This window comes from Aminipila sp., from assembly GCF_032051575.1.
In the GTDB taxonomy this organism is placed as follows: domain Bacteria; phylum Bacillota; class Clostridia; order Peptostreptococcales; family Anaerovoracaceae; genus Aminipila.
The window spans coordinates 1-24365 of the sequence record NZ_DAMBYD010000007.1; the positions used below are offsets into that span (position 1 = coordinate 1).

Annotated in this window: 23 protein-coding genes and 1 riboswitch; of the genes, 9 read left to right on the forward strand and 14 right to left on the reverse strand. The window is 34.6% G+C overall.

Features of this window, described 5'->3' with window-relative positions:
• Positions 1 to 422 precede the first annotated feature (422 nt).
• From RTW14_RS10650 to RTW14_RS10660, 3 genes are all read left to right on the forward strand, one after another.
• A complete protein-coding gene (locus RTW14_RS10650; protein WP_312650791.1) occupies positions 423 to 1127 on the forward strand; it encodes a DUF421 domain-containing protein in 705 nt (234 codons plus the stop codon).
• Positions 1124 to 1507 carry a DUF4363 family protein gene (locus RTW14_RS10655; RefSeq protein ID WP_312650793.1) on the forward strand — a complete coding sequence of 128 codons (384 nt, stop codon included), beginning with the start codon at positions 1124 to 1126 and terminating at the stop codon, positions 1505 to 1507. The genes RTW14_RS10650 and RTW14_RS10655 overlap by 4 nt, the downstream gene beginning before the upstream one ends.
• Positions 1508 to 1574: 67 nt before the next feature.
• A riboswitch (THF riboswitch) is annotated at positions 1575 to 1676 on the forward strand.
• Between the two features lie 73 nt (positions 1677 to 1749).
• Positions 1750 to 2250 carry a folate family ECF transporter S component gene (locus RTW14_RS10660; protein WP_312650796.1) on the forward strand — a complete coding sequence of 167 codons (501 nt, stop codon included), beginning with the start codon at positions 1750 to 1752 and terminating at the stop codon, positions 2248 to 2250.
• A 68-nt stretch (positions 2251 to 2318) separates the two neighbouring features.
• Here the strand turns inward: RTW14_RS10660 and RTW14_RS10665 are convergent, their stop codons facing one another.
• The 5 genes from RTW14_RS10665 to RTW14_RS10685 all read right to left on the reverse strand — a co-directional run bounded on the left by RTW14_RS10665 (position 2319) and on the right by RTW14_RS10685 (position 6730).
• Positions 2319 to 2561, reverse strand: coding sequence for an RNA-binding S4 domain-containing protein (locus RTW14_RS10665; protein WP_162361129.1), 243 nt, complete (start codon positions 2559 to 2561; stop codon positions 2319 to 2321).
• Between the two features lie 70 nt (positions 2562 to 2631).
• Entirely contained in the window at positions 2632 to 2910 is a 279-nt protein-coding gene (locus RTW14_RS10670; RefSeq protein ID WP_128745175.1) for an HU family DNA-binding protein, read from the reverse strand.
• Positions 2911 to 2968: 58 nt separating this feature from the next.
• Positions 2969 to 3808: a nucleoside triphosphate pyrophosphohydrolase gene (gene mazG / locus RTW14_RS10675; protein ID WP_312650836.1), complete on the reverse strand. Its 840-nt coding sequence runs from the start codon at positions 3806 to 3808 to the stop codon at positions 2969 to 2971.
• Positions 3809 to 3827: 19 nt separating this feature from the next.
• Positions 3828 to 5426: a putative polysaccharide biosynthesis protein gene (locus tag RTW14_RS10680; protein ID WP_312650838.1), complete on the reverse strand. Its 1599-nt coding sequence runs from the start codon at positions 5424 to 5426 to the stop codon at positions 3828 to 3830.
• Positions 5427 to 5440: 14 nt separating this feature from the next.
• Positions 5441 to 6730: an amidohydrolase gene (locus RTW14_RS10685; protein WP_312650840.1), complete on the reverse strand. Its 1290-nt coding sequence runs from the start codon at positions 6728 to 6730 to the stop codon at positions 5441 to 5443.
• A gap of 239 nt (positions 6731 to 6969) precedes the next feature.
• On the opposite strand from RTW14_RS10685, the gene RTW14_RS10690 reads away from it, so the two are divergent.
• Complete coding sequence (locus tag RTW14_RS10690; protein WP_312650842.1) at positions 6970 to 7464, forward strand: stage V sporulation T C-terminal domain-containing protein; 495 nt, start codon at positions 6970 to 6972, stop codon at positions 7462 to 7464.
• Positions 7465 to 7512: 48 nt separating this feature from the next.
• On the opposite strand, the gene mfd is transcribed toward RTW14_RS10690, so the two are convergent.
• The 5 genes from mfd to murC form a co-directional block, all read right to left on the reverse strand.
• Positions 7513 to 10938, reverse strand: a complete 3426-nt coding sequence (mfd, locus tag RTW14_RS10695) for a transcription-repair coupling factor (RefSeq protein WP_312650844.1) — start codon at positions 10936 to 10938, stop codon at positions 7513 to 7515.
• Positions 10931 to 11521 (reverse strand): aminoacyl-tRNA hydrolase, encoded by a 591-nt coding sequence (pth, locus tag RTW14_RS10700; RefSeq protein WP_312650847.1) that lies wholly within the window; start codon positions 11519 to 11521, stop codon positions 10931 to 10933. The genes mfd and pth overlap by 8 nt, the downstream gene beginning before the upstream one ends.
• A gap of 28 nt (positions 11522 to 11549) precedes the next feature.
• Positions 11550 to 12500 carry a ribose-phosphate diphosphokinase gene (locus RTW14_RS10705; RefSeq protein WP_312650851.1) on the reverse strand — a complete coding sequence of 317 codons (951 nt, stop codon included), beginning with the start codon at positions 12498 to 12500 and terminating at the stop codon, positions 11550 to 11552.
• A gap of 100 nt (positions 12501 to 12600) precedes the next feature.
• Positions 12601 to 13302, reverse strand: a complete 702-nt coding sequence (locus RTW14_RS10710; RefSeq protein ID WP_312650854.1) for a DapH/DapD/GlmU-related protein — start codon at positions 13300 to 13302, stop codon at positions 12601 to 12603.
• Between the two features lie 10 nt (positions 13303 to 13312).
• On the reverse strand, positions 13313 to 14701 hold the full coding sequence (murC, locus tag RTW14_RS10715) for a UDP-N-acetylmuramate--L-alanine ligase (RefSeq protein WP_312650857.1): 1389 nt from the start codon (positions 14699 to 14701) through the stop codon (positions 13313 to 13315).
• Positions 14702 to 14877: 176 nt separating this feature from the next.
• On the opposite strand from murC, the gene purR reads away from it, so the two are divergent.
• Together purR and spoVG are read left to right on the forward strand one after the other, a co-directional pair.
• Positions 14878 to 15687: a pur operon repressor gene (gene purR, locus RTW14_RS10720; RefSeq protein ID WP_312650859.1), complete on the forward strand. Its 810-nt coding sequence runs from the start codon at positions 14878 to 14880 to the stop codon at positions 15685 to 15687.
• Between the two features lie 128 nt (positions 15688 to 15815).
• Positions 15816 to 16100, forward strand: coding sequence for a septation regulator SpoVG (spoVG, locus tag RTW14_RS10725; protein ID WP_312650861.1), 285 nt, complete (start codon positions 15816 to 15818; stop codon positions 16098 to 16100).
• Between the two features lie 240 nt (positions 16101 to 16340).
• Here spoVG and RTW14_RS10730 read toward each other — a convergent pair whose 3' ends face one another.
• On the reverse strand, positions 16341 to 16577 hold the full coding sequence (locus RTW14_RS10730; RefSeq protein ID WP_312650865.1) for a hypothetical protein: 237 nt from the start codon (positions 16575 to 16577) through the stop codon (positions 16341 to 16343).
• 498 nt (positions 16578 to 17075) lie between these two features.
• Here RTW14_RS10730 and RTW14_RS10735 point away from each other — a divergent pair, with 498 nt between their 5' ends.
• The 3 genes from RTW14_RS10735 to trxA all read left to right on the forward strand — a co-directional run bounded on the left by RTW14_RS10735 (position 17076) and on the right by trxA (position 20667).
• Positions 17076 to 19148: a sigma-54 interaction domain-containing protein gene (locus tag RTW14_RS10735; protein WP_312650868.1), complete on the forward strand. Its 2073-nt coding sequence runs from the start codon at positions 17076 to 17078 to the stop codon at positions 19146 to 19148.
• A gap of 182 nt (positions 19149 to 19330) precedes the next feature.
• A complete protein-coding gene (locus tag RTW14_RS10740) occupies positions 19331 to 20239 on the forward strand; it encodes an NAD(P)/FAD-dependent oxidoreductase (RefSeq protein ID WP_312650872.1) in 909 nt (302 codons plus the stop codon).
• 116 nt (positions 20240 to 20355) lie between these two features.
• Positions 20356 to 20667: a thioredoxin gene (gene trxA, locus RTW14_RS10745; RefSeq protein ID WP_312650879.1), complete on the forward strand. Its 312-nt coding sequence runs from the start codon at positions 20356 to 20358 to the stop codon at positions 20665 to 20667.
• Between the two features lie 60 nt (positions 20668 to 20727).
• Here the strand turns inward: trxA and RTW14_RS10750 are convergent, their stop codons facing one another.
• From RTW14_RS10750 to RTW14_RS10760, 3 genes are all read right to left on the reverse strand, one after another.
• Positions 20728 to 21918 carry a coenzyme F420-0:L-glutamate ligase gene (locus tag RTW14_RS10750; RefSeq protein ID WP_312650883.1) on the reverse strand — a complete coding sequence of 397 codons (1191 nt, stop codon included), beginning with the start codon at positions 21916 to 21918 and terminating at the stop codon, positions 20728 to 20730.
• A 55-nt stretch (positions 21919 to 21973) separates the two neighbouring features.
• Entirely contained in the window at positions 21974 to 22783 is an 810-nt protein-coding gene (locus RTW14_RS10755) for a lytic transglycosylase domain-containing protein (RefSeq protein ID WP_312650886.1), read from the reverse strand.
• Positions 22784 to 22868: 85 nt separating this feature from the next.
• A complete protein-coding gene (locus tag RTW14_RS10760) occupies positions 22869 to 24227 on the reverse strand; it encodes an NCS2 family permease (protein WP_312650890.1) in 1359 nt (452 codons plus the stop codon).
• Positions 24228 to 24365: the final 138 nt, after the last annotated feature.

The window sequence follows — 24365 nt, forward strand, 5'->3', positions numbered from 1 at the left end:
ATGCGCACCTAACTTAATTTACATCGTAAATTTCAGTAGGTGCCAGACTAGAAAAACACAAATTTCAATTTGTAGTTTTTCATCGCCTTGCGCTTCTGCGGCTAAGCCGTCAGCGCCGTTCCGTATTTTACAGAACTTTTATATCTTACTATCTTTGTGCAAGTTTGTCAACATCTTTTTTCAAATTTCTACAATTTGTTTTCTGCTAACATTATCGTTTAATTGAACTCGCGTGACAGCTTTATTAGATTACCAAAATTGAATTAATATGTCAATATGTTTTTTACATTTTTTATTTGTTTTTTGTATTAATTTCATTTTTGAACTTACATTAGCTCATTGCAAGTATAACAGACTTAAATTATGTACACAATATGAATGTAATGTTTAAACTTAACTTTCAAAATCAGGAGGTATTTTAATTGACAATTATTTTAATTAGAACCGCCATTTTATATTTAATGGTTTTATTTGCTATTCGTATCATGGGGAAATCCGAGTTATCTAAGCTTTCTCCATTTCAAATGGTGGTACTTTTTATGATTGCTGAATTGGCTTCACTACCTATTGAAGATACCAACTTATCTTTAATCAACGGTACCACTGCAATTTTTACTTTATTATTCCTTCAGGTCGCAATCTCTTATTTATCACTAAAATGTGAATGGTTCAAAAACTTTATCAGTGGTAAACCAAGCATTCTAATAGAAGACGGAGTAATTAATGAACTAGAACTAAAAAGGCTGCGTATAAACATTAATGATTTAACCGAACAACTCAGATTAAAAAATTCTCCGTCTCTATCAGATGTAGCTTATGCTGTAATCGAATCTAATGGAGATCTCTCTGTTATTCCAAAACCTGATAAAAAACCTCTTACCCCTAGCGACATGGGAATAGTAAAGCCCAAAGAGATCATGCCATTAATTTTAGTATGTGATGGGGTTTTATATAATAATAACCTTCACAAAATAGGCTGGGATGAAGAGTATTTAAAATCACTTTTACTTCCAATGAAAATTCTCTCCTATAAGGAGATTCTCATGGCTTTTTGTGATGAGCAGAAACAATTGCATGTATACCAACCTTCAGGCGATGGACGAATCTCAGTGGAGGTGATTGTATGAGGTCTTTTTTTATTTCTTTATTCTGTCTCCTTCTGTTAATAGGTACATGGTCAGCCTATACAAATTATTCCGATAAAGAAATTCATAAATTTATAGACAGCATTGATGACAGTATCTTAATAGAAGTCCAAGACGGTAATTGGGAACAGGCAACAGATAATTTTAAAAAGCTTAAAGATAGCTGGCATAATTACAAAAAAACTGCCTGCTACTTTTTTAGTACAGATAAAATTAACGATGCCGACTATTCCATTGCCCGAACAGAATATTACATCAAAGCTAAAGATCAATCTAACGCATCGGGTGAATTATCCTGTTTAAAAGAACAGTTAAAATTTCTTCATGAAAACGAAAGCATTTCATTAGCAAATCTTTTGTAAAAAATCTGATTTAAAATTGTATATTCATTGCATGCCTAAAAAAAATATGCTATATTGTCCTTACAAAAGTAGAGTAAATATTGTGCGTCAAGTGTCATAAGATGGGATGTTGCTTATGAACGAAAAACAACGTTAAGTTGGTTTGCGGTACAATATTGCGTCCGCTACTACATAAAGAGACTTTTACTCTTTTCTCTTTAATGTAGTTAACTACTTCATATTAATGAGAAAGGAGTTTTTTTATGCAAAATGACTCGAAAATCAGGCGACTGATTATTATAGGTCTGTTTATTGCATTAGAAGTTATCTTAACTCGCTTCTGCTCCATAAACACACCAATAATTAGAATTGGCTTTGGTTTCTTGCCTGTAGCGATGCTTGCCATTATGTATGGTCCACTTTGGGCTGGAATCGCCTATGCTTTAGGAGATTTTATCGGAATGATGATTTTTCCAACTGGCGCATATTTTCCAGGTATTACCCTTACCGTTTTTCTAACAGGTATTACCTTTGGTATTGTACTACATAAAAAAAGCATTACATATAAACGGGCTTTCATTGCAGCATTCTTCGTATGCTGCCTATGGAATTTATGCCTTGATACCTATTGGTTATATCTATTAACAGGCAAAGGAATTTTGGTATTATTACCTGCAAGGCTTTTAAAAATTGCTTTTGCTATACCAATTCAGACATTATTAATCCCTTTGGTATGGAACAAATGCCTAAAAAAAATTGCTTAATGTACAGCAAAAGCGTGTATCAACTGATACACGCTTTTAATTTTCTTCTATTAGTTTACTTATATATATTACTGTATAATCTCGTACATAGTTGCAGCGTCTTCTTTTTTACAGGATTCTGACAGCACAAGAACCCTTGCTTTTATAGAACTGTTTCCAAACTGGATATGAATAATATCGCCGGGCTTCACTTCACTTCCCGCTTTTGCTATTTTATCATTAATAGTAATTCGTTCTTGGTCACAAGCTTCTTTAGCAATAGTTCTTCTCTTAATTAATCTGGAATTTTTTAAAAACTTGTCAATTCTCATTTGCCCTTTTCCCCTCTTATTTATAAAAAAAAGGTAACCATAAGGCTACCTTTAATTACTATATCTAAGCTTATTTGTTTACAGCGTCCTTTAGAGCTTTACCAGCTTTAAATACAGGAGCTTTTGCAGCAGCGATTTCAATAGTTTCTCCAGGCTTTCTAGGATTTCTTCCCTGTCTTGCCTTTCTCTGACGAGTTTCAAAAGTACCAAATCCAATTAACTGTACTTTTTCATCCTTAACTAATGCTTCTTCAACACTTGCAACAAACGCATTTACCGCTGTTTCTGCATCCTTCTTTGTAAAACCTGTCTTTTCTGCTACGCTAGCAACTAACTCAGCCTTGTTCATGAATAAAAACCTCCTTAAAATATAAAACGTGACTAAAGTAACTCGAAATTAATCAGCATTAAGCTTTCTTCTCCAACTTTTTTGCCATATCCCACAACTCGTCCATCTCTTTTAAAGACATGTCCTCAAGTGAAATCTTACGAGCTTTGGCTGTGTCTTCAATAAAGCTAAACCTCCTAATAAACTTATCGGAAGTAAGATTCAACGCCTCTTCCGGGTCTACCTTTAGAAAACGAGCAACATTAACAACGGAAAAAAGCAAATCACCCAATTCCTCAGTAATGCCGTTCTTATCATCCCTGATATAAACCTCTAATAGCTCTTCAGTCTCTTCTCTTATTTTGTGAAAAGCGCATTCCACATCATCCCAGTCAAAACCGACCTCTGCAGCCTTAGCTTGGACTTTATAACTTCTCATCAAAGCAGGTAATGCTCTAGGCACATTTTCAAGCCTTGATGTGCAGTCTGTGGTTCCCTTCTCATTTCTTTTCACATTTTCCCATTTTTCAAGGGCTTTGTCAATAGTTTTAATTGTTTCTTTCAAAAAAACATGTGGATGCCGCCTCAGCATTTTCTCACATTCTCTATTAACTACCTTTATGAAATCAAATTTATCATTCTCTTCTGCTAAACTGCTATGAAATACAACTTGAAGAAGAACATCTCCCAGTTCTTCTTCTAAATTATCCAAATCACAATTATTTATAGCTTCAACGGCTTCATAAGCCTCCTCAATCATGCATTTTCTAAGGCTTTCATGAGTCTGTTCTTTATCCCAGGGACACTCTTTCCTTAGGATCTTAATAATTTCAATTAAACGTGTTATCGATTCACCTGTAGTCCCTGCTGCTTGATATAAATGTCTATATTCTTCTAAGATTTCTTGCTTTTCTTCCATCTCTAATCTCCAAGTACACTTATTTTTTAAATTTATCTGCAATTTTAAGTAAAGTCTTTCCTTTTGGCAGGTTAACAATTTCTTCTTTTTTTATTGATTTAGTAACAAATAACATAATACAATAAACTGCTCCTGCCACACATACAGCTATTAAAGTAGCTAAAGCATTACCTGTTATGCCAAATAATAGACGATGAAGAAACACTGCTGCTGACGCCATAAATAATGTAGCGATTACAGGCTTTATATAAGTAAGTGTAAAATCAAACCTTGCACCTGTGTACTTCTTAACCGCCATAACATTTAATGTTGCTGCAATCATATATGCCGCTACTGTACCTATCGCTGCTCCCTTTACATTTATTACTTCAATACCTGTTAAAGTATAGGTAATAATCACTTTAGCTACAGCGCCTATCATTAAATTCCTTACAGGAATCATCTGCTTTCCTACACCTTGCAATACACCTGTTAAAGTCTGTACTGTCGATAAAAAAATAACTCCAAATGCCATGATAAACAAACATGGTGCTGCACTCATAGCACTTTCTCTCTGCATAGGGTAAAGTAACAGCATAATAGGTTCTGATAGTGCCATCAGACCAAGGGCACATGGCAGTCCTATAATAATCGATATTCTAAGCCCCATTTGAACATTTTCACGAAGGAAATGCATATCTCTCTGCTTATATGCGGCTGCTACAGCAGGAACCAAACTCATAGCTACAGCCTGTGTAAGAACCTGAGGAAAATTAATAAGTGGTCCAGCCATACCTGTTAGCTGGCCATACATACTATTAGCCTCTTTATAAGTCCAGCCAGTTTCTTGTAATCTACGCATTACAATGCCAAGATCTATAGCATTCATTATAGGCATAATAGCTGCACCAATAGTAACAGGTATCGCTATTATTAAAATCTTAGCTAAAATGCTACTGCTCTTTTCACTTTTGCGGCCTTTCGTTCTTTGGATATTCTTTTCTAAAGAACCTCTTTTATATAAATATATTACTATTACTGTAAGAAGCCCTCCAATAGCACCTGCAGTAGCACCAAAAGAAGCACCTGCTGCAGCATACTGTCTCCCGAACCTTATAAGGAAATAAGCTAAAAATAAGCCTGAAGCAACTCTAAAAAACTGTTCCGTCACCTGTGAAACCGCTGTAGGCTTCATATCCTGCATCCCTTGAAAATATCCACGGTATGCAGCCTGCATAGGAACAAATAATAGGGCGGGTGAAATTGCCATCATGGCAAACTTTGCCCCCTTGTTTCCCATTGCGCCAACAAGCGGTCCTGCTCCAAAGAAGCAAATAGATGCCGAAGTAATTCCTATACAAAACAAAAGTATAAAAGAAACTCTAAAAACTTTATGTGCTTCAAAATAATCATCTACAGCTATTCGTTCTGAAACCATTCTAGAAATTGCTATAGGTATACCTGCAGTTGCCAGCGTTAAAAATAAAACATATATTGGATATGCAGTTTGATAATACCCCATACCTTCTGATCCAATTAAATTGGCTAAAGGAATTCTGAAAAATGCCCCCAGCACCTTAATTATTATACCCGCAATACCAAGTATTACGGCCCCTTGAATAAAGGATTTTCTTGCCATTGTGTAAACTCCTTTTATAGCTGACTTAAAATCTCCTTAGTAACTCTATTCGTTTCGAAAATTGTCTTTTCAATATCAATAGTGGTATAAATCCCATCTTTATAAAGTATTTTTCCATCAACCATTGTCATAACTATATCTCCGCCACAGGCAGAATATACAATATTATTTGCCATATTATGAACTGGTACAAAATTAGGCCTCATAATATCAAGCACAATAAGATCTGCCTTATACCCTACTGCCATCTTACCGCAGTCATCTCGTCCTTGAGAAAGTGCACCGGCTCTAGTTGCAGCATAAATTGTTTCAACTGGAGTAACTGCCGTTGGGTCTTGATATTTTTCCTTTGAGGCAATAGCAAAAACTTTCATTTCTTCAATAAAATTCAAGCTATTATTGCTGGATACGCTATCTGTGCCTATAGTAACATTAATCCCCCTTCTAAGTAATTCAGGAACATTACAAACCCCACTTGATAATTTTAGATTACTAATTGGGTTGCTTGCTACCGTAACTCCTTTTTGTTTCATTATTTCCATGTCTTTTGGCTCTACCCATACGCAATGTGCAGCTGTGGTTTTCGAATCTAATAATCCCATATCATTAAAATACTGTATGGGGGTCATTCCATTGTGCCTTGCTTTACATTCTTCATGTTCTAATTTTGTTTCAGATACATGAACATGCATTTGAGCACCAATAGCTTTTGTGTACGCTGCCATTTGCTGAACTGTCCTAGGATTTGAAGTATATTCAGCATGAAGACTCATATCAACTTTTATTTTGCCATTCGCTGCATTATGGTAATTTCCATACAAAGCTTTCATTTCAGCAAAACTTTCTAAATCATACAAATCTGAATCCGAAAAGTTTGTTACGCCTCTGCCTACGTTATCTTTTGTTCCTGCCTGCTCTATGGCTTTAACCATGTCTTCACAGAAATAATACATATCTGTAGTAGAAACTATGCCGTATCTTAGAGATTCTGCCATAGCCAGCATAGTTCCCCAGTAAACAGCATTTCCATCAAGTTTTGCTTCAAAGGGAAAAATTCTTTCATTAAGCCATGCCTGTAATGCTAAATTTTCACCATATCCTCTAAGAAGCGTCATTGGAGAATGAGCATGCGTGTTATAAAATCCACTCATTAACAGTTTTCCCTTACCGTTATAACCTTCCCCGTAATCATCAAATGGCATCTCTTTACCAATATAATCGATTTTCTCATTTTTTATTCCTACATACATGTTTTCCTGTAATTCCATGTTGTCATCTAAAATTGATATATTTTTAAAAATCATTTGAAACCTCCTAAATTTCAACTAATATTATTACATAGACATTATATTATATCACAGAGGTAAGCATATTTCATCCCTTTTATCATATCACTGTAAAATTACTACCAACTTTTGTTAGTACCATTTTTTCTTAATCTTAAGTATAAATTTTCCTCAATTACAAACAATATGAATGAAAATTTAGCAAGATTTAAAAACAACTTGCATTTTAATCCATAAGTTTACAGGAGGAATCATTTATGAAAGCAACAGGCATAGTTAGAAGGATAGACGACCTCGGCAGAGTTGTTATACCAAAAGAAATAAGAAGAGTCCTCAGAATCCGGGAGGGAGACCCTCTTGAAATCTATACTAGCAAAGACGGTGAAGTTATATTGAAGAAATATTCTCCTATTAATGAGCTTAGCCAATTTGCAGGTGAATATGCAGAAACAGCATCTAGTGTTTTGGGGAGTACCGTTTTAGTATCAGATACAGATCAGATTATTGCTGTATCTGGTGGAATGAAAAAAGATTTATTGGATAAAAAAATAGACCACGAGTTAGATCGACTTATTCAAAGTAAAAATAGACTAACAGAACAACATAGAATAGTGGTACCTATTATCTCACAAGGAGATTCCATTGGTTCCATTACAATCTTACCAAAAGATGATGATAAGATTTTAGGTGATGCGGAACTGAAAGCTGCCGAAATCGGGGCAACCTTCCTTGCACGTCAAATGGAAAATTGAGAAAAAAAGAACCTGGCTCTAATAAAATCAGCCAGGTTTTTTAATATCTTATTTTTCTTTCATAACCTCAAGAACTTTAATGGTTTCTTCCAGTTTATTGTTTTTTTCCATAGTATATCTAACCATAGGTTTTACACCTCCATGGATAAATATTCTCATACCAAATTCTCCTGATAAGCTTGCATAAGCTTGTGCTTTAAGCGGATTTTCTGGTGCAAAATCAAAGATAATTTTGTTACCATCCTCATGTATCCTCGTAATACATAATCTTTCAGCCATGGAGCGTATCCTTGAAACTCTTACTAAATTCATAGTTTCTTTTGGAATCTCGCCAAATCGATCAATCAATTCATCAATAATCTCTTCTTCTCCATCTGCACTATCTATAGCTGCAATTTTTTTGTACATTTGAAGTTTAAGAACTTCATCTGCAATATATCTATCAGGTATATAAGCGGTAACCTGAAGCTCTATTGAAGCCTCTTCCCTATCAGGATTTACAATTTCCCCTCCTAAAGCTCTCACCGCATCATCTACTAATTTACAATAAAGCTCATAACCAATCATCATCATATGCCCATGTTGCTCCATCCCTAAGAGATTCCCTGCACCTCTTATTTCTAGATCTCTCATGGCCACTTTAAATCCTGCGCCAAACTCTGTAAATTCTTTTATTGCACGTAGTCTTTTCTCCGCTACTTCTGAAAGCACTTTATCCTTTTGAAACATCAGGTACGCATAAGAAAGTCGTGTACTTCTGCCAACCCTTCCTCTTAACTGGTAAAGCTGAGATAGTCCTAATCTGTCCGCATCAAGCATAATGATAGTATTTGCATTAGGAATATCTATACCTGACTCAACAATAGTAGTAGCCACAAGAACATTGCTCTCATTATTTACAAAGCGAATCATAATATCTTCTAACTCATGCTCGTTCATTTGCCCATGTGCAACTTCCACTTTTGCTTCTGGTACAAGCCGGTTAATCTGTGCAGCAATTTTATTTATTCCAATCACTCTGTTATATATTACATATACCTGTCCATCTCGTGCAATTTCTCTTTCAATGGCAGTCCTAATTAATTCATCTTCCTGCTCGAGCACATAAGTCTGCACCGGATATCTTTCCTCAGGGGGTTCTTCTATAAGACTCATATCTTTAATGCCAACTAACGACATATGAAGAGTTCTTGGAATAGGCGTTGCAGACATGGTTAAAACATCAACATTTTTTCTAAGCTGTTTGATTGCCTCCTTATGCTGAACTCCAAATCGTTGTTCTTCATCTATAACCAACAAACCTAAATCTTTAAATTTAACATCCTTGGAAAGCATTCTATGGGTACCGATAACTAAATCTACTGCACCCTTTTCTATTTGAGTTACTATTTCGTCTTGCTGCCTGTCACTTCTAAATCTACAGAGCATTTCAGCCTTAAAAGGGAATTTTTCAAATCTGTCCTTTAAGGTCATATAATGCTGATTAGCCAATATAGTCGTAGGTACTAAAACAGCCGCCTGCTTTCCTTCTGCAACACATTTAAATAAAGCTCTTGCTGCAACCTCTGTTTTACCATACCCTACATCTCCACAAAGAAGTCTGTCCATGGCTAACGGTCGTTCCATGTCTGACTTTATTTCTTTAATCGATCTTAATTGATCGGAAGTTTCCTGATAAGGAAAACTATCCTCAAACTCTTTCTGCCAAACAGTATCTTCCGAAAATGCATATCCTTTTTCTATCTGTCTTGCCGCTGAAAGTTCCAAAAGTTCCTTTGCCATATTTGCTATGGCAGCCTTTGCTTTAGCTTTAGTCTTTTTCCATTCACTGCCGGATAGCTTGTTAATCTTTGGTGTTGCTCCATCCGCACTTACATACTTCTGGATTAAATCCATCTGTTCTACAGGAACATAAAGCATGTCTTCTCCGGCATATTTTATCTTTAAGTAGTCTTTTTTGATTTTTTGTACAACAAGTTGCTCAATGCCAAGGAACTTACCAATACCATGATTTTCATGAACTACAAAATCCCCTTTATGCATATCTGAAAAGCTTTGTATGGCCTTTCCTTTTGCTTTACCACTTTTATTTCTGCTTTTACCTTGCTTTTGATTGGTGAAAATATCGCCGTCCCAAATGTAGCATATTTTTTCTTCGGGAAACTCCATTCCACCAGTGATACTGCCCTTTTTGAGAGTAATTTTTCCAATTAATTGGTTCCTCTCTATAAATTCTGTGAGGTTTTTTACTCTTTCATCTGTAGAGCATACAATTGTAACCCTGTAATTTTCTTTAATATATCTTTTTAGTGACTCTGCCAGCAGATCCATTCTTCCATTAAAAACAGGCCCTTGTTTACTAATCACATTATGGATTTCTGTAAGTTTAATATCACCCTTTATTCTTTTAGCAAAAGGGGTAAACAAATATACTTCTGGCTGCTCATATAATTTGTAATAATCCTTTTCATCTGAAAAAGATTTATAGTCTTTAGGTATTACATATCCAGTTTCAAGTAATACTTCAAAATCTAATTTAAATTCTTTTATTCGTGATTCTAATGCTTCAATTACCCGGTCTGGATCGTCAATCATGACCAAAGAGTCTTTATCCAGATAATCCCACAAGTATGCCGTTTCATCATAAAAGTAGTGAATATAATTTTCCAACAATTGGATGTTTGTATTGTTGTCTATATATTCTAGTAATTCATTTTTCCTTTTTTCAAGCTGTTGGAGTTTATGAATTTCTTCTTTAGTTTTTTCTTCTTTATTGTCTAAGCGTTTTATATACGCAGAATAATCTTTATTGATTCTCTTTGCAGCTGCCGCAAAATTTTCTCCGTCATTCTGTAAAAGCTCAGAAGGGAAAATTTCTATACTTTTTAGATTTTGGGAGGCTCTCTGGGTATCTAAATCAAATGCCCTGATGGAATCCACCTCTATGTCAAAAAACTCTACCCTATATGGATTTTCTGCATCTGGCGTAAAAACATCTATTATACTTCCACGGACACTAAATTGTCCTTTTGCATCCACCATAGGAACCCGCTCATATCCCATAGAGGACAATCTCTGTTTAAGTTCATCTAAATTTATTTCATCTCCAATATCTAATTTTATAGCATTTTCTTTAAAATTAGATATCGGTGCCATCTTTTTTAATACTGCAGCGATTGGTGCAACAATAAAACAATCTTCCCCTGTGGCCATAGCTTTTAATATCTTTAAACGTTCTAGAAGATCATGATGTGTCTTTGCCTCATACCTAAGAAAAACCTCTCCCGCATCAGGCATAACATAGACATTTTTATGCGCAAAAAAAGACAGGTCCTCCCCTAGCCTCTTTGCTTTAATTACAGAGGATGTTACAACTAAAGTAGGTCCAACATTTTTCCCTGCAATATGAGCACAGGCAGGTGCTACCCGTCCTTCCGATATTCCGGATATATTTATGATTCTATTATCATTCATTACCCTTCTCTTCTCCTACAACGCCTTTTGTATTGTATTCATTCATAGCCTTATCTATGCCAAATTGTAAAAAACACTCTATTGCATCAGCTGTATGAAGAACAGCTCTTTCAAAAATCTCTTTTTCTCCTTTGGAAAACCCGCCGACAACAAAATCCTTTAAATCTGCACTTTTATTGTTACCCATGCCGATTCTTATTCTTGGGAATTGATCTGATTGTAAATCATATACCACAGATCTCATACCATTATGAGTGCCTGCACTTCCTTTTTTTCGAATCCTTACACTTCCAGATGGTATATCAATGTCATCATAAATCACCAATAAATTTTCAATATCTGCCTTGTAATATTCCATAACTTCACGCACAGAATTACCACTCAAATTCATATAAGTCTGTGGCTTCACTAATAAAACTTTTTGGCCGGAGATATTTCCTTCTCCGACCAAAGCTTTATGTTTTATTTTTGTAATTTTAATTCCATGCCTGTCAGCTAGATAATCCAAAGTAATAAATCCGATATTGTGTCTTGTATTTTCATACTTTTTTCCTGGATTTCCAAGTCCAACAATTATATACATATTTTATATTATCCCTTTATATATATTATTAATCAAAAAGCTTACTGATTGAATCATTTGTAAATATTCTCATCATAGCCTCAGCAAATAATGGTGCTACCGAAAGAACTTTAATTTTATCAATTATTTTTTCTTCAGGAATAGGTGTAGTATTTAGAAGAACAAGCTCTTTAATAGCGGAATCAGCAATTCTTTCAATCGCCGGACCAGAAAGGATAGGATGTGTAGCACACGCATATACTTCTTTTGCTCCAAGGTCTTTTAATGCATTTGCAGCATTTGTAATAGTACCTGCTGTGTCAATCATGTCATCTACAAGAATTGCAGTTTTTCCTTCAATATCACCAATAATGTTCATAATTTCTGACTTATTTGGTTCAGGTCTTCTCTTATCAACGATTGCAATTGGTGCATTTAAAGGCTGCGCCATATTTCTTGCTCTTGTAACACTTCCATGGTCTGGAGAAACAATAACCAAATCTTCAAGGTTCTTACCTTGAAAATACTTAACTAAAATAGGCATGCCAACTAAATGATCCACAGGAATGTTAAAATAACCCTGAATCTGTGCAGCATGTAAATCCATCGTAACAACTCGATCAGCTCCTGCTGCTACAAGAAGATCCGCTACCAGCTTTGCTGTAATTGGATCTCTTGCCTTTGCTTTTCTATCCTGACGAGCATAACCATAATAAGGAATAACTGCATTAATTCTTCCTGCAGATGCTCTCTTCATAGCATCTATCATAATTAATACTTCCATAAGGCTATTATTTACAGGTCCACAAGTCGGCTGAACAATGTAAGTATCAATACCTCTTACTGTTTCCCATAGATTCACTGAGATTTCTCCATCGCTAAAGGTACTCACTGTTGCCTTACCTAATGGTTTTCCCATAATCTTGGCAATTTCTTCCGCTAATGCTGGATGTGAATTACCCGTAAAAATTTTAAAATCTGAAAATGCTCCGCTCTTCATTTGTTTACTACACCTCTTTCTGTTTTAATCAATAGCTTCTTTGTAATAATATATTAATTCTTAAAAAGAATATAAAACTCCGTCTTCATCCATATGAACATCATTTGTCTTTTTTCTTTAATAATCCTCTACGTTCTACCCAGCCTTCAATTATTTTTTCCTTAGCACGGGCTACGTAAAGAGAACCCTTCGGAACATTTTTAGTCACTGTACTTCCTGCTGCAACATATGCGCCTTCCTCAATTGTTACAGGCGAAATAAGATTAGTATTACAGCCAATAAACGCTCCATCACCTATAACTGATCGATGTTTGTTTTTTCCATCGTAATTTACAAATACGACACCACATCCAAGATTTACATCTTTACCTACATCAGAATCCCCAATGTAAGTTAAGTGGGAAGCCTTTGCGCCATCACCCATACTTGAATTTTTAACTTCAACAAAATCTCCAACCTTGCAATGACTGCCAATATTGCTATTCGGTCTAAGATAAGCAAAAGGTCCTATCTTAGTATCTTTACCAACAGAACTTTCTGTAATAACAGAAGTTTGAATATCAGTTCGATCTCCAATGGTAGAATCTAAAATTCTAGAATTTTGTCCAATGACACAGTCAACACCGATTATAACTCTACCTTCCAATGTGACGCAAGGATAAATTACAGTTCCTTTTCCAATACTTACTTCTGGCCCTATGTAGGCAGTTCTTATATCAACAAATTTCACTCCATTTTCCAAGTGTTTTTTATTAATTTCTAGTCTTTCCGTTTCTAACTTTAGGCATTCATCCATTGTCATGATTTTTACATTATCTCCTTCTGTCTTTTTCTAAAATAATTTCTGCAACTTTATAAATATCACCAGCGCCCATTGTAATAACTAAATCACCACTTTGAGCATTGTTGATGACAAAATTAGCAATTTCATCAAAATCGCTGAAATAATAAACGTCTTTAGTTGGATTAACTCTTTTTATTTCATTTACTAATTCCTTTGAGCTTATTTTAAATACGTTTTTCTCTCTGGCTGCATAAATTTCTGTCATTACTATTTTATCTGCTTTTTCAAAAGACTCCGCAAACTCATCAAATAAGGCAAGTGTTCTGGTATACGTATGCGGTTGGAATAAACACCACAAATCATTGTGTGGGATGTTTTGAGCCGCCGAAAGTGTTGCTTTTATTTCTGTTGGATGATGAGCATAATCATCTACAATTTGAATGTTGTCAGAAGTAACACCTATCACATCAAATCTACGCTGAGTCCCAGTATAGCTTTCTAATGTGGCTACAATATCATCAATATCTACTCCTAGTGAATGACAGCATGCAAAAGAAGCAAGCGCATTCAGGATATTGTGCTCGCCTGGTATTGATAACTGAATTGTACATAATCTGTTTCCATTGCTATTAACATAGAATTGTGGCATTCCAAAGGAATTAAATATAATCTCTGTAACATAATACGTGCAGTTTTCATTAAATCCAAAAGTTACAGCATTTGGCAGATCCTTTATAATACCATTTACGAAAGGATTTGCTTCATAGGCGATTATCTTGCCGTCTTCACCTACAAGGTCAGCAAATTTTTTAAAGGAACTTACTATATGGTCTATATCTTTAAAATAATCCAAATGATCTGAATCTATATTAAGTATAATCTCAATTTTTGGTCTTAAATTTAGGAAACTATCCATGTATTCACAAGCTTCGGTAATGAAAAATTCACTCTGCCCTACTTTTACATTTCCACCTATCTCAGATAAATTTCCTCCTACCAAGATAGTAGGATCCTTTTGTGCCTTTTCTAAAATCAATGAAATCATAGAAGTTGTAGTTGTTTTACCATGAGTTCCTGATACTGCAATACTATTTTTATACTCTGACATAAGCACCCCTAATATAGTTGCCCTTGTCACTGCAGGAATATTTAACTCTGCTGCTCTTACCATTTCAGGATTATCTTGTGTTACAGCTGCAGAATATACCACTAAATCTGCTCCATCAACGTTCTTTTCTCTCTGTCCCAAAAAAATATGGGCACCCTTTGCAATCAGTCTATCTGTTATTTCACTCTCTTTCATATCAGATCCTGAAACAGTATACCCTCTATCAAGTAAAATCTCAGCAATGGCACTAAGCCCTATGCCTCCGATTCCTATGCAGTGTATATGATTATAATCGGATAAATTTATCACAGTTTATGCCTCCAATATATATATTTAATTTTGAATAGGCCCTAGTTAACCCATCATGGTTCATTATACCATAAATTGCACAAAAAAATCCCACATTTTATTAAAATATTATATGATTTTATTAGTTTATGGTATAATAAGAAATATATATACTTTACTATTTTAGGAGGACTTTCATGAAAAGAGCTGAACGTGTTGCTGCAATAATTAAAATTTTATCCGAAACTCCAAACAAATCATATAGTCTAAACTACTTTTGCAATCTATTTGATGCTGCAAAATCAAGTATAAGCGAAGATTTGCAAACTGCAAGGCAAACACTTCAGTCCGTAAACCTAGGAATTATACAGACTACTTCCGGAGCAGGTGGAGGCGTAAAATATATTCCTTATATCTCTGATGAAGATTGTAAACTACTCCAGGAAGAATTATGCGAAAAACTTAGAGACGGCAGTAGAATTTTGGGCGGTGGTTTTTTATACACCTCAGATATTATGTTTGATTCCAATTTAGTTAGGCAGGTAGCTACTGTATTTGCAAGAAAATTTCAGGATTATAAGGCAGAATATATTGCAACTATAGAAACCAAAGGGATTCCCATTGCCACTATGACAGCACATATGCTAAATCTTCCCATGATAGTTACTAGGCGCGAAAGCAAAATATCTGAAGGTTCCACTTTAAGTATAAATTATTTTTCAGGTTCGTCTGACCGAGTACAAAAAATGTCAGTATCCAAACGGGCTGTAGTCCCTGGTTCAAAAGCTATTATAATAGATGACTTTATGCGTGCAGGAGGAAGTGTCAAGGGAATTAAGGATATATTAGGTGAGTTTGATGTAGAAATAGTAGGAACAGGTGTAGTCATTGCATCAACAGAGCCTGAGAAAAAAAAGATACAAGATTATTGCACATTATTGTATCTAGGTAATGTAGACGAAAACACCAAGGAAATTCAGGTCTATAGTAATTGTCAGATTTTTTAAAAAATACATATTTTTTAGTCAAAACCCCTTGTATTATTTTGGTTGTTAATGTATAATACTGGCAAATATCTATTTTTCAAAAAATGCGCAGCATAATGTTTTGTGGCATGAAAGGATGGTGACCAGATTTGAATATTACTGATGTAAGGGTTCGTAAGGTTAATGATGATGGGAAAATGAAGGCTGTTGTTTCAGTTACTTTTGATGATGAGTTTGTCGTACACGATATAAAAATCATTGAGGGTCAAAATGGATTGTTTATTGCAATGCCTAGTAGAAAGATGGGAGAGGGAGACTTTAGAGATATCGCTCATCCACTTATCTCTGAAACAAGAAATAAAATTAAAGATGCAATCTTCGCTGAATATGAAAAAGTCTTAGAAGAAAAGATTGACATTGCACCGGCTGAGTAATATTGCAGTATAGGTTACATAGTTATTATAAAGTTTTTAAATTATAGAGGAGCATTTTTATATTTGCCTCCTCTTTTTCTTTGTGCCAATTTTAATCATAAAAACAGATACCAAAAGAGCCGGCATAATCCGGCTCTTTTAGCTTTATCATTTATTTTTTATAACTTTGAGGAAGTTAACCCATTTAATAACGCATTCGCGTTTCATTTTGCTATTTTTTATTTTTATAGCTATTTTCAACTACATTCTTATGATGTCAGTATCTTTATTCTGTATGCCTTTTAACAGACTATACTGTTCTGCAATATAATCAGTAACAGCCTTCTTATCAGCATTAACACCACAATCTTCTAAGTCCTTACACATTAAATCTGCATACGTGTTTAAAACCTCCTGAAGTGTCATCAATGTTGTTACGCCTGAAGCACATATATGAGCGAAACAGTGTTTATAAGCTTCGTCAATTTTCTTTGTCATTTTAATTACCTCCATTTATTCATTATTTTCATCTTTTTTATGTATTAATTATAATTGTCATATCATTTGCCAATATATATAGCAATTATTATGCCAACTCTTTATTATTATTTTTCTAATATCGGATAATTCTTATTAAAACCTTGTAATCAGACCTTTTTATTTATGAATTTTTTTCAATTTATTTTTTTGTTTGGTTCTGTTGAAAGTAGTAACTACTTTTTATCGAATTCAAACGAGAAATTTTTCGTGGTTTCACTATTTTTTGATTCGGATTCGATTCATATTTTTGAGATTTGATTCGAAATCGTTTCGAACAACTTTATTATTTTGCTTTATATATAAATTTTATATAAATTTCATTGCTTTTTTGAAGATTTTATGGTATTTTTGATTCGAAATCGATTCGCACAGCAGCGTAACATTTCGCAAGTTAGTACTTAACAATACGCAAACTAATTTTATATTTTTCAGTATTCAAATAAAGGAGTCTGTCATATGAAAGATACTTTTGGTATAAGCAGAGTTATTGAGCCCAAAGGTGCTATTCCTGTTACCGCATGGAAAATTGACAATAGGCGAGAAATTAACGAACGAGAAATCAGAATTAATACTCGGCTGGTTCACATGGAAAAAAGCAGCTTTGAACAAATCTGTTACGAATGTGGTTATGATGAAGACCGCATAAAAGCTAAAATTATTGATATTGTCCAGAAGCGTGGTAAACTGCACAACCCATTTACTGATAGCGGCGGTATGGTCTACGGTAAAATTGAAGAAATAGGTAAAGTTTTTAAAGAAAACAGGCCCTGGTACAATGTAGGTGATGAAGTACTTTGCAACACAACTATCACATCCGTCCCCCTTTTTATAGAAAAAATTGAATCAATAGATTACAATTATGGTGAACTTATTATAAAAGGCTATACTATTTTATTCGAAAATTCACCTATGTTCATTAAGCCAGAGGGATTAGCCCTTAATTACACCATGACCACCCTTGACGAAGCTGGTTCCATTTATACAATAAATACCATGGTTAAGCTCGGAATGAGGGTTCTTATAATAGGGAAAGACCTTGTTTCTACAATGGTTTACATTGGTTCTGTAAAAAAAGCTTTAGGTGAAAATTGCTACATTCTTACAATTATGGACAATGAGGCCTGTGGCAGCCTTACCTATAAGCAAGTGGAAACTGTAATTTTAAAATATGCCGATCGCTTTAGAATTGTTGATGTAACCAATCCAATTGAAGCTGTAGAAGAAATTATGCAAGAAGATTCACATCTTATGGATTTTACTATAAACTGTGAGGATTTATCAGGTTCTGAAGTTCTTAGTGTATTAATGACTAAAGAGAAAGGTTCATTATACTTTACAAATTTAAGAAATGGCTACAGCAAGGCAATTCTTATTGCTGAAAGTATGGGTAAAGAAATAACAACATATTCTTTAGACCAGTATTATGAGGGCTATGATAATTTTACAATTCAATTACTGACCGAAATGCGTATGGATTTAGACGAAATCAATAATATGTACGAAAGTAATAAAACAGCTTACACTTTTGGGGATAAAGCTACCGCCCAAAGGAATTTAAATAAAACAAACCGCATTGATGATTTCGTTTTTGCCAGCCCTGTAACCAAAAACTTAGCCGATCAGGTAATAAATATAGCAAACTATGACTGTAATGTTATTATTCAAGGAGAAACTGGTGTTGGCAAAGAGAAAATATTAGAGCTTATACATAAAAACAGTAATAGAAAGTCAAATTCCTGCATCAAGATAAACTGTGCTACCATACAAGAAAATCTAGCTGAATCAGAATTTTTCGGCTACGAAGCTGGAGCCTTTACAGGTGCTCAAGCGGGTGGTAAAAAAGGTTATTTTGAATTAGCTAACAATGGTATTCTATTTCTTGATGAAATAGGTCAACTATCTCCAGCTCTACAATCTAAACTTTTAAGAGTAATTCAGGAAGGGAGTTTTTATAGAATTGGAGGTACTAAACAAATTAATGTCAATGTCCGCGTAATATGTGCTAATAACATACCTATACACAAATTAGTTGAAGAAGGTAAATTTAGAGAAGATCTATATTACAGACTGAACATATGCAGTATTGACGTTCCTCCACTTAGAGAACGTAGAGAAGATATATACTGTCTTGCAGAATCATTTCTCGCTAAATATAATAAGCAGTATGGTATTTACAAAGAATTAACTGGTGATGCACTCAAACGGCTTGCTAGTTATGACTGGCCAGGTAATGTCCGTGAACTTGAAAATAAAATGCACAGAATTATTATAAATACCAGTATAAATAGAATTGATATAGCCGATGTGGATATGATTATAAATGAAAATATATATTCTGATATAGCTTTTGACTTAAAAACCTCTTTCCGCAACTCAGCCAGAATCAATTTTGCAGAAATAATAGAAAGCCAGGAGAAAAAACTCTTAGAATATGCTCTAAAACAAGAAGGCAGCACTAGAAAAGCTGCATCCTATTTAAATATGACTCAGGCTCAATTAATGAGAAAAAAACAAAAGTACGGCTTATAAGCTGTACTTTTATTTTTAACCCGAATAGAATTATTTTGCTAATTAAAGAATATTATAAAATATTTTTAGAAAAATAACAATGTAGTTGAAACCTTAAGTTATTTTATGGTTTAATATGGTTATAATTTAAAAATTTACGGGTAAATATTATATTAGTTTTAGTAGAAAGGATTAGGCTTATTATGAAAAAAGTAATAATTATAGGCAATGGGCCTGCTGGTATTTCGGCTGCATTATATACAATCAGAGCCGGAATTAAAACAATTGTTATAGGCCATGGGCTCGGTTCCTTGGGTAAAGCTGATAAAATCGAAAATTTCTATGGATTTGAGTTTCCTATAGCTGGGTCTAAATTAGTAGAAACTGGTATTGCACAAGCCAAACGATTAGGTGCAGAGATTATTAATGAAGAAGTTGTAGGAATAAGTGCCATTGATAACCATTCAGAATCTACACAATTAAAAAGTGCTTTTTCTGTCAGAACTGACAAAAACCAATATTTATCTGATGCTGTTATCCTAGCCACAGGTGCTTCCCGAACTGCCCCTCCTATTAAAGGGCTTAAGGAGTTAGAAGGGCAAGGCGTTAGTTATTGCGCAGTCTGTGATGCTTTTTTTTATAGAAATAAAGATGTAGCAGTGTTAGGCAGTGGTGAATATGCGCTAAATGAGGTGAAAGAACTTCTTCCTATCGTAAACTCTGTAACTTTACTTACAAATGGTTCAGAACCTACTGTTAGCTTTCCAAAAGAAATTAAAATTGAGAAGCATGCAATTTCCAGCTTAAATCCAGGTGCTTCAAACCCATTATTAGGCGGCATCGGTTCTCTCGAATCGGTTACTCTTAACTACGAAAATAAAATTAAATTAGATGGTATTTTTGTAGCTTACGGAACCGCTGGCAGTTCTGCCTTAGCCAAAAAGATAGGAGCCTTTACTGAAGGAAACAAAATTATAGTAAACTCTGAAATGTCCACCAATGTTCCTGGATTATATGCTGCTGGTGATTGCATTGGCGGATTATTGCAAATATCTAAAGCGGTAAGCGATGGTGCCATCGCAGGGACATCTGTAGTTAAGTATCTTCGGTAAATAAACTATTTTGCTAATTTGGTGATAAAGTCACGGAATATGGGTATAAAATAGACTATAATCATAACATAAACCAAAACATTTTGATCGTATAAAAAATTATAAGGAGAAAAAATATGTCAGCATTAACAGTAACAAAAGATAATTTTCAAACAGAAGTTATGGAATCAGATAAGCCAGTACTAATTGATTTTTGGGCATCTTGGTGTGGTCCATGTAAAATGGTTTCCCCTATTGTCGATGAAATCGCAAGTGAATTACCAACTGCAAAGGTTTGTAAGGTAAACATTGATGAACAGCCAGAACTAGCCAGTGCTTTTAATGTTATGAGTATCCCAACTTTGGCCGTTGTAAAAGAGGGAAAAGTTGTAAATGTGGCAGTGGGTGCCCGTCCTAAAAATGATATCGTTTCCATGTTAAACGAATAATCCCAACAATCATAGTAAAAAGAAGCATTTATTTTTAGTAAATGCTTCTTTTTATATTTCTTATTTCGTATAATTGTCAAAATAACCCTGAATATAAACAATTGGGGTTCCCTTATCTCCACTTCCAGAAGTCAAGTCACAGAGTGAACCAATTAAATCAGTTAATCTTCTTGGGGTTGTTCCCTGTGCTACCATTGAATCTCCCAGATTATTGTCCTTATTCTTAATGTATTCAGAAATAGCATCCTTAAGTGCATCACCACTCAAGTCTGCAAAGTCATTGTCAGCAAGATACTTAATCTTAACTTCATTTGGTGTTCCTTCAAGTCCTTCTGTATATCCTGGTGAAACTACAGGATCTGCAAGCTCCCAAATTTTTCCTACAGGATCTTTAAAAGCACCATCACCATAAACCATGACTTCAATAACTTTTCCTGTCTTTTCCTTAACTTCTGCCTGAATACTTGTTACAAACTCAGTACAATCATTTGGAAATAACTTTATGGTTTCTTCTGTAGCTTTATTCGAGCCAAGTATACCATATTTTGTATTGAATCCACTTCCAGCAATGCTTTCATTAAGTAAGTCATCTAACCCTAATACAATATCTGCCCCCGCATTTTTTAATATTCTCTTCGTTCTAACTCTAGTATGAATATCACAAGTTAAAACCTTCTTAGTATAGTCAAGAATAGTTCTTGGATTATTAGCAAAAATAATTTCTGCCTCTGCTCCCTCTTCTTCAATTAACTGCTTGTAGTAATTCACATAATCCATTCCTGTAAAAGTATGCTTTGACTTTCCAAAAAGACTTTCAAATTGCTCCTGACTAAGTACATCCGTATATGGATTAATATTTTTTGCATCAAGTAAATCAATATCTACCAATGGATTCCCTACTTCATCGCTTGGGTAGCTAAGCATTAATACAATTTTTTTAGCACCCTTAGCTATACCTCTTAGACAAATAGCAAATCTATTACGGCTTAAGATTGGAAATATAACTCCAATCGTATCTCCACCTAGCTTAGCCCTGACATCCTCTGCAAGCTGTGATTTTGTAGCATAATTACCTTGAGCTCTTGCTACAACAGCTTCAGTAATCGCTAGTATGTCTTTATCCTGAATTTGAAATTCACCAGCACTAGCAGCACCTAATAGTACATCTACTACTATTTTCTTTAAATCATCGCCCTCTCTGATTATAGGTGCTCTTAATCCCCTAGAAACCGTTCCAACTCTTCTTTCCATCAATAACACCCTCTCTTCCAAACATTTTTTCAAAATATTTATATTTTTATTTATTCTATAAGCTGTTTAAAGAATTCAGTAATTCATTTAATCCTGTATCATAACTTTTATCTTCATCTTCAGAGCTTCCTGATGCGAATATTTCCTGCATATCTAATTGATGACGTAGTATTTGTAATCTAGCAGCCAAATAAGCCTCTTCAGTGCTCATCTGAGAATATGAATTAGTCCCAGATAACAATTTATCTAACACTGAATTTGAACTATCTTTCGTTCTAGTGACTTGTTCTGGTAATTCAATGTCTTCTCCCATATATCCAAGAATCTTCTTTATATAATTTTGGGTTTCTGCAAAAGGAGGTACCCCTCCATATTTTGCTACATTCCCTGATCCCGCATTGTAGGCCGCCAAAGCTAAAGTAATGTCTCCATCATAAGCCTTTAGTTTTTGAGATATATAGTTGGCTCCACCCATAATATTTTGTTCAGGATCATATGCGTCAACTACCCCCAATGCTTTGGCCGTAGCTGGCATTAACTGCATAACACCCATTGCGCCACACTTTGATACTGCATTTGGATTAAATCCTGATTCTGCCTTTGCTACTGCTTTCAATAATTCTTCTGGTACATCATAAGTTTCAGCTGCTTTCGCAAATATTTCATCTAATTCTGTATTTGTAGTTATATTATCAGATGAATTTATAGCATTAGAAAGTGATCCAAGCCCTTGATTTCCAGAAACGATTTTGTTCAGAGTCTGTTCAAAATTGTTTTTCTTTTCATTAGGTGCAGCAATAGCAACTGTTCCCTGATTTGTTCCTTGAACATATTGATTTATTAAATTCATTCTATCAATACTCATACTAAGCTCCTATCATTGCTTTATAAATTGCATATATTTCTATTGTACCACAATTCCTAAATATCTCCAAATAAAAAGTTTAAAGCTAGATAATCATAGTAATAATTCTAAGCGTAAACAAAGCACTACTTACCCACATAATAGCTGGTATATCTTTAGCTTTACCCGAGCATAGTTTTAGAATTACCCAGCTTAAAATACCAAACATAATACCGTTTGCAATGGAATACGTGAATGGCATCATTACGATTGCTACAAAACCTCCTATGGAGTCCGCAATATCACCATCAAATTTCATCTTTTTAACAGAGTTCATCATAAGCCAGCCTACAAATATCAAAGCCGGTGCAGTAGCAAAACTAGGTATTGCTAAAAAAATTGGGGAGAAAAATAAGGCAATCATGAAAAAAGCAGCAGTGGAAACTGATGTCAACCCCGTTCTTCCCCCCTGCCCTACACCTGCACAACTTTCCATATAGGTGGTGACCGTAGAAGTACCCATGCACGCACCTACGACTGTCCCAACAGCATCTGAAAGCAGTGCTCCACTGGCTCTGGGCAATTTTCCATCTTCATCTAAAAGGTCCGCTTTGTCTGCAATTCCAATTAATCCACCAACTGTATCAAATAAATCTACAAATAAAAATGAAAATACAATTACCGCAAATTGCATGAAATTATCTGCAATAAATCCAAAGTCAAATGAAAAAAGTGAAGGCATTGATGGTGTAAAACTTACCCCATGTAAGTTTGGAAATACCGGATAATGACCTAGTGCAAAATCTACTTTATACCATCCTATATATTGTGCAATCATTCCCAATCCCCAAGTTGCTAAAATGCCCCATAATATAGGGCAGATCACCTTATGATGATTTAAGATACAAATAATCAAAAATCCTAAAAATGCTAATGCAAAAGGGGCTGAGGGAACAGCTCCCAAGTCTACTAAAGTTGAACTGCTGGCTATAACAATTCCCGCATTACTAAGGCCTATTAAAGTTATAAATAATCCAATCCCAACAGTAATACCATACTTTAAGTTTCTAGGAACGTCATTTATAAGAGTTTCTCTAAACTTACAAATTGATAGTAGAATGAAGATTATCCCTTCAATTAATACCGCTGTTAACGCAATCTTCCATGGCTCATTTATTCCCTGCTCAGCTAGTGGTATGCATACAGAGTAAGTAAAATATGCATTTAAGCCCATACCTGATGCAAGAGCTACTGGATAGTTTGAAAAGAAAGCCATTACTAACGTAGCAATTGCTGCTGATATAGCTGTAGCCGTAAAAACTCCTCCACTATCCATACCTGCTTCCGCGAGCATATTGGGATTAACAGCCAATATATACGCCATAGATAAAAATGTAGTAGCACCTGCAATAATTTCTGTTTTCACGTCCGTATTATTTTCTTTTAATTTAAAAAATTTGTCCATTGTATTTTCCTTTCAACTAGATTAGTTCTTTTTTCAACATGCTATTACCGATTTTGCATGAAATCATTAAATTTGTCAATACAATATCTTGCCTTCATATGGTATACTATTAAGTTAGTATACCATTATATATACAAG